This window comes from Flexibacter flexilis DSM 6793 (genome assembly GCF_900112255.1).
In the GTDB taxonomy this organism is placed as follows: Bacteria; Bacteroidota; Bacteroidia; order Cytophagales; family Flexibacteraceae; genus Flexibacter; species Flexibacter flexilis.
Genome location: NZ_FOLE01000002.1, coordinates 131,854 through 143,756 on the forward strand (window position 1 = coordinate 131,854; position 11,903 = coordinate 143,756).

Consider the following 11,903-nt stretch of genomic DNA (forward strand, 5'->3'; position numbering starts at 1 on the left):
GACCACTTACTTCTGGCGTGTGCGCAGCAAAAACGGTAGCAATATTTCACCTTTCAGTGAGGTATTTAGTTTTACAACACTTACGCCATTGGCTGCCCCAACGCTTATTTCTCCTGCCAACAACGCTGTAAATCAATTGACTAATCTTACTTTTGATTGGTCGGACGTAACAGGTGCCGCAGAATACGAGTACCAATACAGCAACAACAGCAACTTTACTGCCGCCATCACGGGAACGGTTACCGCCTCACAAGCAAGCATCACTGGGCTTGACAATGCAACCACTTACTTCTGGCGTGTGCGCAGCAAAAACGGTAGCAATATTTCACCTTTCAGTGAGGTATTTAGTTTTACAACACTTACGCCATTGGCTGCCCCAACGCTTATTTCTCCTGCCAACAACGCTGTAAATCAAACGACTAACCTAACTTTCGATTGGGCAGATGTAACAGGGGCAGCAGAATACGAGTACCAATACAGCACCAATAGCAACTTTACTGCCGCCATCACGGGAACGGTTACCGCCTCACAAGCAAGCATCACTGGGCTTGACAATGCAACCACTTACTTCTGGCGTGTGCGCAGCAAAAACGGTAGCAATATTTCACCTTTCAGTGAGGTATTTAGTTTTACAACACTTACGCCGCTTTCGGCTCCAACACTCATTTCGCCTGCTAATAACGCTGTAAATCAAACGACTAACCTTATTTTTGATTGGTCGGATGTAACAGGTGCCGCAGAATACGAGTACCAATACAGCAACAACAGCAACTTTACTGCCGCCATCACAGGAACCGTAGCTGCTTCACAAGCAAGCATCACTGGGCTTGACAATGCAACCACTTACTTCTGGCGTGTGCGCAGCAAAAACGGAAATACAATATCTGAGTACAGCAGTGTTTTTAGTTTTACGACAGACTCCAACATTGGCGTAAACCCAGCCATCGCCGCGCAAATTAGCATTTGGCCAGTGCCTGCAACGGAAGTCATTAACATCAAAACAGAAGAAAATCAAGCGTTTAACTATTTGATGTACGATGCAGCGGGCAAAGTGGTAGCAAAAGGAAACGCCCAAAACTCGGTAAGTATTAAAGTTGCAGACCTTGCCGCAGGCGTTTACCAACTACGACTACAAACAGCCAATAACGTCGTGGTTCGCAAAATTTCGGTGATTCGATAAGCCTATTTTTTGCCCATAAAAAAGCCGTTGCTCTACACAAGCAGCGGCTTTTTTTATTTTGCAGCAAACACACTTTTATAACTCATCGTCGCGCTCTGGCACATCGTAACCCCAAAGCTGCATTTGCGGCGGCTCTATCCTGAAAGTCAGGCACATGGTTTCGGGTTGCGTGTATTCGGAGGCTTGGCACGCCAAAAAATAATGAATGCCATAGCGCACCACCAACGAACCGCTTTCTGCATTCTGCCACTGCAAACTGCCTTGCTCCAACGTGAAAGTATCCGTTTGTCCTTTTTCGGTGTAATAATACGCGTTGAGCAAATCTTTTATTTTCTGAAAAAAAACAGGCTGGCGGAGCAAATCAAAAAACTGATTTTCAGGTAATTTGTGTGCGGCCTGAGGCCAATCAGCAGGCAATGCAATACGGGTTGTTTCTTGCATAAAACAATACCAAAACGCCTTCCTCCGATGCTGCAAGCCAGCCGAAGAAAGGCGTTTTATTTTGGGTTAAAATTTTATTCTAAATGAAAACGAAAACTAAACCAACGTAGCCGCTTGCGTAACTACCGCCGCCAAACCAGCCGTATTTTTACCGCCAGCCGTCGCGAAAAACGCTTGTCCGCCGCCGCCGCCTTGAATGTTTTTGGCCAATTCGCGCACGATTTTAGAAGCATCCAAACCTTTGTCAGCCACCAAGTTATCCGACAAAATCACGGCAATTTGTGGTTTGCCGTCCACTTCTGCCGCCAACACAAGGAACAAGTTTTCTACTTTTTGGCGAACCTCAAAAGCCAATTGGCGCATGGCATCTGCCGTCGGCAAAGCTACTTTTTCGGCTGCGAAATTCACGCCGTTTTTATTTTCGATTTTAGCCAAAATCTCTTGTTTGATTTGCTGTGTTTTCTCGTTTTGCAACGCTTCCAACTGCTTGGTAAGTTTTGTTTTTTCTTCCAACAAATCGCTTACGCTCTTGCGCAAGTCTGTGGCTTTGAGCGTGTCTTTTAGTTCTTGCAACAAATTGAATTGTGCCGAAACCAAAGCCTCCGCCGCAACACCCGTCACGGCCTCAATACGACGAACACCAGCCGCCACTGAGCTTTCCGCCGTGATTTTGCACAAACCGATTTGGCCAGTAGCCGCCACGTGCGTACCGCCACACAATTCCACCGAAAACGCTGGATTGAAGGTAATTACACGTACAAAATCGCCATATTTTTCACCAAAAAGAGCCATTGCGCCCATATTTTTAGCCTCTTCGATTGGCACATTACGGCGTTCGTTGAGGGCAATATTTTCGCGAATACGCGTATTGACAATCGCTTCAATTTTGGCCAATTCCTCGTCCGTAACTTTGGCAAAATGTGAAAAGTCGAAACGCAAAACTTCAGGATTCACCAACGAACCTTTTTGGTTTACGTGGCTGCCCAACACTTCTTTCATGGCTGCGTGTAACAAGTGCGTTGCCGAGTGATTGCAAGCTGTTTGCAAACGTGCTGCCTGGTTGATAGTGGCTGTTATTGATTGATAATCAGCAGAAAATACCGATTCTACGGCGGCATCTTCCGACAAATGTACAATCAAATCGTTTTCTTTTTTGGTGTCCGAAATGCGGATATTTTTCACCGAACCATCGGCCAACACTACGGCCAACGTGCCCGAATCGCCAACCTGTCCGCCACTTTCGCCATAAAACGGCGTGCGGTCCAATACGATTTGGAATTGCTTTTTATTTTTAGTCGTAACGGCGCGGTATTTGATTACGCGGGCGTTGGTTTGCATATAATCGTAGCCTACAAATTCGCTTTCTTCGTCTTCGAGCAAAATAACCCAGTCGCCAGCTTCGGTAGTGGCTGCATTGCGAGAACGCGCCTTTTGTGCGGCCATTTCTGCCTGAAAACCAACCTCATCTATCACCAAACCATTTTCGCGAGCAATCAGCGCAGTAAGGTCGAGCGGGAAACCGAACGTATCGTACAATTCAAAAACTACTTTGCCTTCGATGGTTTGTACGCCACTTTTCACGATTTCGTCGAGCTTGCGCAAGCCCACTTCCAAGGTGCGCAAAAACGCCGCTTCTTCTTCCTGAATTACTTTTGCTACAAAATCTTGTTGCGCTTTTAGCTCAGGGAAAACACCGCTAAACTGGTCGGCCAACAAGGGCACAAGCGTATGCAAAAACGGTTCTTTGAAGCCCAAAAACGTGTAACCGTAACGCACGGCGCGGCGCAAAATGCGACGAATCACATAACCCGCTTTGTTGTTGGAAGGCAATTGTCCGTCGGCTACCGTGAAGGCTATGGCGCGAATGTGGTCGGCCAAAACGCGCATAGCAACGTCCGTTTGGCGATTTTCGCCATATTTTTTACCTGATTTGGCGGCAATAAACTGAATAGTTGGCTGAAAAACATCCGTGTCGTAGTTGGATTGTTTGCCCTGAATGGCCATACACAAACGTTCAAAACCCATGCCCGTGTCCACGTGGCGGTCTGGAAGCGGTTGGAGGCTGCCGTCGGCCATGCGTTGGAATTGCATGAATACGTTGTTCCAAATCTCGACTACTTGCGGGTGGTCGTTGTTCACTAAGTCGCGGCCTGGCATTTTGGCAATTTCTGACGCGTCGCGCAAGTCGATATGAATTTCTGAGCAAGGACCGCAAGGACCTGTTTCTCCCATTTCCCAGAAGTTATCTTTTTTGTTGCCGAACAAAATATGATCGTCGGGTAAATATTGTTTCCAAAGTGCCAACGCCTCCGAATCTTGAGGCATGTTATCTTTTGCATCGCCCTCAAACACAGTGGCATACAGGCGGTCTTTAGGCAATTTATAAACTTCGGTGAGCAATTCCCACGACCATTCGATGGCTTCTTTCTTGAAATAATCACCAAAAGACCAGTTGCCCAACATCTCGAACATGGTATGGTGGTAAGTATCGTGGCCAACTTCCTCCAAATCGTTGTGTTTACCAGACACGCGCAAACATTTTTGTGTGTCGGCAACGCGCTTGAAAGGAGCTACTTTATTGCCCAAAAAATAGTCTTTGAATTGCGCCATGCCCGAATTGGTAAACATAAGCGTAGGGTCATTTTTTAGCACAAGCGGCGCAGATGGCACGATTTGGTGTCCTTTTTCTTGAAAGAAATCAAGGAACTGTTGTCTGATGGTCTTGGAGTCAAGCATATTGTTATGTAATAATAAAAACGCAAATTCTAATTTGAATCACAAATGTAAAATAATTATGGCTATTTGGATTAGCCGATAAAAGAAAAGTAGTATTAAACACCCTACTTATTTAAAAAAATAATTGAAAAATACTACTTAAATATCTTTTGTAATTAAAAAAATAAAACTACCTTGCATACGTTTACTTCTATGTATAACACCTATTAAATTATCAATTGCCAATACATTATTCTGCTTTCAACCTCATACACCAAATCTTATTAAAATGGATATTTTTTATCACCTAAAATTTAAAAGATTATGGAATTTGCAGAAATTGACCAAACACGGTTGCCTATTCTAATTTTCAGAAACAACCCTATTATTCCACCTATTCAGGAATACGAAACGTATTTAGTTACTCAAAAAAGGCTTATGCAAGAAGCCATTGAGGAAAAGCGCAAAGTCATTGTCATTATGGATCTGACCAATCTCAAATTTATGAACTCGGAAATGCGCATTAAACGAGGAAACTTTATTAAAGAGCACGAGAAACTGATGCAAGAAAGTTTGTCGGAAGTGATTTTAGTAGCTCCCAATATTGTTTCACGTACCATGTTGCAAGGAATTTTCTTAATTCGAAAACCTAGTGTTCCGACCTTTGTGGTGGCAAACATCAAAGAAGCACTCAGTAAAGCTGAAAATTTTGCTGAAAAATTACTTGCCAGTTGATGATTAATTATTGTGTAGGTAAAGCCTAACCAGCTTCCCAAGGCTCAAAGAATATTTATAAACGCAAGTAAATCTGGCAGTCATCTAGTTGCATACACCACCAAACCAAACGTGATGAAAACAAAAAGAGCTGGACAACGTTGGTTGTCCAGCTCTTTTTTATGACTTAAGCTTTGTACTAATTACTTAGTAGCTACCAAGTTAAGGTCGATAGTGAAGTCATCGCTGATAGTTTTGTCGCCCAAATCAGAGAAGAAGCTACCAGAACCATATTTGATGTCAAATTTAGTACGGTTTACAGTGATTTTACCTTTAGCAGTCGCAGTATTGCCATTTACAGTGATAGTAGCAGGGAATTTTACTTCTTGCGTAATGCCTTTGATAGTCAATTTACCAGTTACTTCGTACTCGTTACCTTTTACAGCTTTAACGCTTGTTGTAGCGAAAGATGCTTTAGCAAATTTAGCAACACCAAAGAAATCATCAGCTTTCAAGTGGCCAACCAATTTAGCGTTGTAGTCAGCGTCTGTAAGGTCAGTACAAGTGATTGAGTTCATGTCGATTTCGAAAGAACCACCAGTTACTGCTTTGCCATCTACTTGCAAAGAACCAGAAGCCAAAGATACGTTACCAGTGTGCTCACCAGTTACTTTTTTACCAAGCCATACCAACGTAGTTTTTTTAACGTCAGCTTTGTAAGTTGTTGGTTTACCAGCGAAGGCGAATGTTAGCGAGGCAACTACGGCCACTAAGCTAAGCACGATGTTTTTTGTTGTCATTTTTTTTAACTGTTAAATTTTTAAAACCTTGAATAAATTAAGTTTCGATGTTTTTGATGATGCAAATATATGTAAAGACAATATATGTAGCAACATTTATTTCAAAAATATTTTTAACAAAAACACCAAAACACTGATTTTCAGTATTTTATTTTTATGTAAACCAAAAAAATATTTGATTAGTTGCAGAATAGGCTAAAATTTAGTTGAAAATAGGACAAAAAAAAACAGTCTGGTCGAAACTCAACCTGACTGTTCAAACTACCTATTAATACACCAAATTAACCAAAAAAATTTTGCTGTAAGAGAAGGACTCGAACCTCCACGAGGCGGTTAGCCCATAGTTTATGCTACGGGTTTTTTCCGAGCTCCTCACCCCCGAGACAGGAGGGCATGGCTGCCAATTTCATCACCTTACAGTATCTTTAGCTGTAAAAGAAGCAAAGCGTTTCCTTGTTCTTTCTGTTACAAAAGTAGCGGGTGTTTCCGAAAATTAAAAATTTTTTATTCATTTTTCTTAAAATTTAGATTATTTATAATATATTTGTACCTGTGTTAATAAAATAAAAATTTAGCCTTATTTTTATGAACCCAAATTTAGAAATTGATAATATAGACCTCAAAATTCTGTCATTGTTGATGGAAGATGCGAATATGCCATACACGGAAATCGCAAAACGTGTGTACGTATCGGGTGGGACAGTCCATGTTCGCATGAAAAAAATGGAAGAAATGGGTATTGTTACGGGCGCACAGCTCAAAATAGACCATTCCAAACTTGGCTACGATATTATCGCGTTTTTGGGCATTTACTTGGAAAAGAGCTCCATGTATCATGAGGTGGCCAGCCAGCTATCGAATATTCCCGAAATCGTGAGTATTCACTACACTACTGGTATGTACGGTATCTTTGCGAAGGTAATTTGCAAGGACACTAAACACCTACGCGCTGTTTTGCACGATAAGATACAAAAGGTGCAAGGCATTCAGCGCACGGAAACTTCTATTGTTCTGGAAGAAAGCGTAGAACGTTCCGTAAAACTTGAAATCTAACCTATTCAAGAAAACGCCTAAACAGCCAATCACAAAAACCGATAGTTCTTCCACCCGAAGAGTTATCGGTTTTTTGCTTTTATCGCTTTACATATTTTATTTAATAGATTTTCTCAACAACACAATTCCTTTTCAAAATCCGCAATGAAAGTTTTAAAATTTGGTGGTACGTCTGTCGGCAAACCCGAACGTATGCACAGCATCGCCCAACTCATTGACCAACCCGAACCGCTTGTAGTTGTTCTATCGGCACTTTCTGGCACGACCAACGCCTTAGTTGCCATCGGCCACGCCCTCGAACACCAAGACAAACAAGCCGCCACCCACAAAACCGATGAGTTGTATAAGCACTATCAGCACTTTATCGCGATGCTTTACACCACTGCCGACGGCAAACAACACGGCGAAACCATCATCAACGAACATTTCAACACGATTCGCCGCGTAATCCAACAAGGCCACTACTCGGCCACCGAAGAGCGTATTTTGCTCGCGCAAGGCGAATTGCTTTCTACGCGTATGTTCCATGCCTATTTGCAAGAGCAAGGCCGCGACGCTGTGCTATTGCCTGCCCTTTCGTTTATGAAAATCGACAGCGACAACGAACCGATTCTTTCTTTTATCGAAGAAAATTTGGCCAACGAAATCCAGAAAGCAGGCCAGCACCGCCTTTATATTACGCAAGGCTACATTTGCCGCAATGCTTTCGGGGAAATAGACAACCTCAAACGTGGTGGTAGTGATTATTCGGCTTCGTTGATTGGGGCGGCGTTGCGTAGTTCGGAAGTGCAAATCTGGACGGACATCGACGGAATGCACAACAACGACCCGCGCATCGTGCGCCGCACCTTCCCCATCGCCGAACTTACCTTTGACGAGGCGGCGGAACTGGCTTATTTCGGGGCAAAAATTCTGCACCCGTCCAGCGTTTGGCCTGCGCAAAAATTTAGTATTCCTGTGCGCCTGCTCAACACCATGCAGCCCGAGGCCAAAGGCACTACGATTCTGAACACCAGCAACTACGACAAACCCGTAAAAGCCATTGCGGCCAAAGACGGCTTGACGGCCATCAAAATCAAATCGAGCCGCATGTTATTGGCCTACGGATTTTTGAATAAAGTATTTGCCGTGTTCGAACGCTACAAAACGCCTGTGGACGTAATTACCACGTCGGAAGTAGCCGTATCGGTTACCATCGACAACGCGTCCAAACTTTCGGCCATTGTGCAAGAACTTCAGGCTTTCGGGACGGTGGAAACCGACCAAGATTTGAGCATTATTTGTATTGTGGGAAATATTGGAAGCTCTAACCAAGTGGTCATCAGTCAAGTATTTAAAGCCCTTGACGGCGTGCCCGTGCGTATGGTTTCGTTTGGTGGCAGCGAACATAATATTTCTATCGTGATTCCGTCGGCCTTCCGCAACCAAGCCCTTGAGCAACTCAACGAAGCATTATTTGATTGGGAATCATAATTGATAAAAACCAAAACGGCTGCTAATGTGAAGTTAGCAGCCGTTTTTTTATAGAAACTAAAGCAACTAATCTGCTTGAGTTACGGTATAAGTAATAGTAACCTTGTAAAAACGCAAATTCGTAGCACCTCCTTGGTCTCCTACATACCTTAAGGCGTAACTAAAACCATTGTTATCAATTATAGGATTATTAATAGCAGCATCGGTAAGATATTGTATGCTTGTGGAATTAGCAGCCGTAGCACAAGTAGCCATTTCGGTTGCACTACCATCAGTAACTTTATATAAAGCAACAGATGCAGTTACGGCGGTATTATCATACACTGTTACATCTAAAGCTGTAACAGTCGCGCCATCGGGTAAATGTACTCCTGCCGTTCCATAAGCCTCCGTACCAGACGTTCCTCCAGAAAAATAAGCATAATTAGGAGCAGTCGTTGTAAAGTTTTTGATAAGGGTATAAGTTGAACTTTCATTATGCCTTACTATTTCTGCCACAGGCACACTGTAATAATGTGTTTTAGCCGTCGCGTACTTATATTCGTTGGCCGCAGGAATTTCTATATTCCCCCCTACTTCTAACAATTCGGAAGGTGCCCCCACTCCAATACCTACATTTCCTGTACTGGTAATAACCATTCTGTTTGCGCCATTTGTCCCAAAGTTCAGGGGCAAGGCTTCGTAAGATAAAATATTGGCTGCGGCATTATTGATAGAAATAGCCAAACCATCTGTGCTTGTTGTACCTGTACTGGTAGAGGTCAAACGTATATCCGATTGAGTAGAAATCACATCATTTAGGTGCAAAGTTGCATTTGTGGTAGAAATATTAACTCCCACTTTTACGCCAGCACCCAACACCATCGTATTCGATGCCCCAACAATCGCCCCTGCACCAATAGCTATTGCATTGGCCAACCCGCTAGTTGCGGCATCTGCGCCATAACCTACAAACACATTGCCTGTACCTGTAATGTTGGCTTGGCCTGCATTATAACCTACACCAACGTTGTTGCCAGCCGTTGTGTAAAAAAGTGCTTGACCACCAACGGCCGTGTTGTTACCGCTTGATAAATTTCTATTGAGAGAATTAAAACCAACCGCCGTATTGCTTCCACCAGAGATATTCATACCCATAGCCGATATACCAACCGCTACGTTATTACTGCCAGTTGTTGTACTGGCCAACGAACTTACCCCAAGTGCCGTATTTTGAAAACCTGCTCCTATATTCATCATGGCCGACGAACCAATGGCTGTATTATTACCACCTGTAGCAGCCAAACCCGACGCATTTCCTAAAAAAGTATTATTTAATAATTGATCAAGGCGACCTGCAAGCGAACCATTTACTTTAAAAACTAAAGGCACGTTGTCCGTTGTACCAATAAAATGCGTAGCCGCATTGGTTCCCACATTACCCGTCAATTGCCAAGCTCCAGGCGGTGGCGTAGGAACTTGCCACGAGGCCAAACCTGTCGCATCAGACGTAAGCACCGCGCCAGCCGCAGGCGAACCACCCGTAATTTTCACTTGGCCAGCCACTTCTAATTTGGCCGTTGGAGCGGTTGTACCGATACCCACATTTCCATTGGCCCGTAAAGACATCACATCAGTGAGTACACCGTCATTGAGGCCATTAGCCAAAGAAATGTCCATTTGTGTAAATGAAGCATTGGATACATTACTATAGCGTTTGAGGCGAAAGGCAGCAAACTGCGAAAAAGAAGCAGATGACACGCCCGCTCTATGCAACATCAAAGCCGTTTCCGCCGCCGCAAGTGTGTTTCCGCCGTTATGCGATTGGGAAGTAATCAGGGCACGCGAAGCTGTTACCAACGGAAACTCATTCGTACCCGCCAGTTCACCACCCGTCGGAATTGCCCCTAAATGTACATCAGTAAAAGGGGTTGTCGTCCCGATGCCCACCGTACCTGCTTCCGTAATCACCATTTTTTCCATAAAATTAGCACCTAACACCAAGGGGGTAGCTTCTTTGTTCATTAGCCCCGCTTTAGAGCCATTAGAATACAAATCCAAGCCATCTCCCACGGTAGTGCCTGAGGTTGACCCCGTAATTAGTTTTATGCGAGCCTCATTGTTCATTACACCGTCATTTACAACTAGTTGAGAGCCTATTGACGGGGCAATTCCAATACCCACATTACCTTCCACATACATTCCTGTACGGCCTGTGGCATGGTCATTATAAATCTGTAAATTATTGCTAGTAGCCGAACTTGGATGTAGGCGCAAATCTGCTCCATACACATCTACCACCCAGTTAGGATTAGTGCCCGCGCCGTTCAAATTCACAGAAGCTCCTTGTGAGGTGGCATCTATTGCTTGCAAAGTCATGTTGGCACTACCTGCACCCGCAACCGTTAGATTTGCACCCGTAATGGCCGTACCGCCAATGGCAGCTTTTGAACCATCAGTAACAATGCCAGAGTTGGCAATCCAAGTCGTTCCATTATGGCGTAAAGTCTGATTCAGGATACCAGAAGGCAACGAACTACCAGCCGACCACGACAAATTGCCACTACCATCATTTTTCAAAAATGTACCAGCAGTACCTTGCGCATTAGGGAAACTAGTCGATACTCCATTGATAGACAATATATTACCTGCACCATTCACCTGAAAACCATTGGCAGATCCGACCGCCAACATCGCCGCAGGAGCTGCCGTACCGATCCCGATGCGTCCATCGCCTTGTATGCGCATCAGTTCGTTGCTTGAAGAGCTACTCTGTGCTGCATAAAATACGTGACTGTTGTTGGTGGCGGGTACTTGATAACGAAAAACACCAGAATTAATACCCAAACCCGAAAACTCATGTTCGTTATTAACATGGTTATACAATACTATTTTTCGATTAATAATAGAATTGTCTAACTCCAAACTACCCGTACCTTTGAGCGTAAGCAGCGGGTTTGTGCCTGCATAAAAACGGTATTGAGCCGTTGAGTTTGGAACAGAAAACCAATATTCCGCTGAGGCAATCCCCGTCGCAAAATCATAAGCTCCTGCATCATACAACAACATTTTTGTACCTGTACTCGTCGTATTTACATTCACCACACCATCTACGGTCAGGTTTGCTCCTATACGGGCATTACCCGAAATCCAGTAGTCAGCTGCTTGTGCCGCCGCAAATTGGTTTTGAATACCTGCTCCACCAGCCCCAATATCAGACCAAGCCGCCCCATTCCAAAACTGCATTTTGCCCAAAGTAGTGTTGTAAATCACCATGCCTTCGTCTGAGGTGGCAAGTCCCATCGCATCGCGTTGGGTAGTATTCAGGCGCGGCATGAGCAGGCCTTTATTATTAGTAGATAATTCTAATATTGCATTATTATTGGGAAATGCAGTTCCTATACCTACCTGAGCATGAGACGCTTGCATCATTCCCAGAACAGCCACCAACACGCCAAAATATATTTTTCTTGTATTTAACATAACTCCGCAAAAGCCATTTTTTTTATAATCAAACTTACTGCAAGATACATCATAAAAAATATATT

At 43.8% G+C, this 11,903-nt stretch carries 8 protein-coding genes; 4 read left to right on the plus strand and 4 right to left on the minus strand.

Annotated elements, in window-relative coordinates; all coding sequences use genetic code 11:
- A partial coding sequence (locus BM090_RS04495) for a T9SS type A sorting domain-containing protein (RefSeq protein ID WP_177199840.1) occupies positions 1 to 1,180 on the plus strand: 1,180 nt, incomplete at its 5' end.
- A gap of 75 nt (positions 1,181 to 1,255) precedes the next feature.
- Here the strand turns inward: BM090_RS04495 and BM090_RS04500 are convergent.
- Together BM090_RS04500 and alaS are read right to left on the minus strand one after the other, a co-directional pair.
- Positions 1,256 to 1,621 (minus strand): hypothetical protein, encoded by a 366-nt coding sequence (locus BM090_RS04500; RefSeq protein ID WP_091508204.1) that lies wholly within the window; start codon positions 1,619 to 1,621, stop codon positions 1,256 to 1,258.
- Between the two features lie 96 nt (positions 1,622 to 1,717).
- A complete protein-coding gene (gene alaS / locus BM090_RS04505) occupies positions 1,718 to 4,357 on the minus strand; it encodes an alanine--tRNA ligase (RefSeq protein WP_091508208.1) in 2,640 nt (879 codons plus the stop codon).
- Between the two features lie 303 nt (positions 4,358 to 4,660).
- Here alaS and BM090_RS04510 point away from each other — a divergent pair, with 303 nt between their 5' ends.
- The gene (locus BM090_RS04510) at positions 4,661 to 5,071 is read left to right on the plus strand and encodes a hypothetical protein (protein ID WP_091508211.1); all 411 of its coding nucleotides are present in this window, start codon (positions 4,661 to 4,663) and stop codon (positions 5,069 to 5,071) included.
- 182 nt (positions 5,072 to 5,253) lie between these two features.
- Here BM090_RS04510 and BM090_RS04515 read toward each other — a convergent pair whose 3' ends face one another.
- The gene (locus tag BM090_RS04515) at positions 5,254 to 5,850 is read right to left on the minus strand and encodes a YceI family protein (RefSeq protein ID WP_091508215.1); all 597 of its coding nucleotides are present in this window, start codon (positions 5,848 to 5,850) and stop codon (positions 5,254 to 5,256) included.
- Between the two features lie 585 nt (positions 5,851 to 6,435).
- Between BM090_RS04515 and BM090_RS04520 the strand changes: the two genes are divergently transcribed.
- Positions 6,436 to 6,903, plus strand: a complete 468-nt coding sequence (locus tag BM090_RS04520; protein WP_091508218.1) for an Lrp/AsnC ligand binding domain-containing protein — start codon at positions 6,436 to 6,438, stop codon at positions 6,901 to 6,903.
- A gap of 144 nt (positions 6,904 to 7,047) precedes the next feature.
- Positions 7,048 to 8,376 (plus strand): aspartate kinase, encoded by a 1,329-nt coding sequence (locus BM090_RS04525; protein WP_091508221.1) that lies wholly within the window; start codon positions 7,048 to 7,050, stop codon positions 8,374 to 8,376.
- Positions 8,377 to 8,442: 66 nt separating this feature from the next.
- On the opposite strand, the gene BM090_RS04530 is transcribed toward BM090_RS04525, so the two are convergent.
- Complete coding sequence (locus BM090_RS04530) at positions 8,443 to 11,838, minus strand: beta strand repeat-containing protein (RefSeq protein ID WP_091508225.1); 3,396 nt, start codon at positions 11,836 to 11,838, stop codon at positions 8,443 to 8,445.
- Between the last annotated feature and the right edge of the window lie 65 nt (positions 11,839 to 11,903).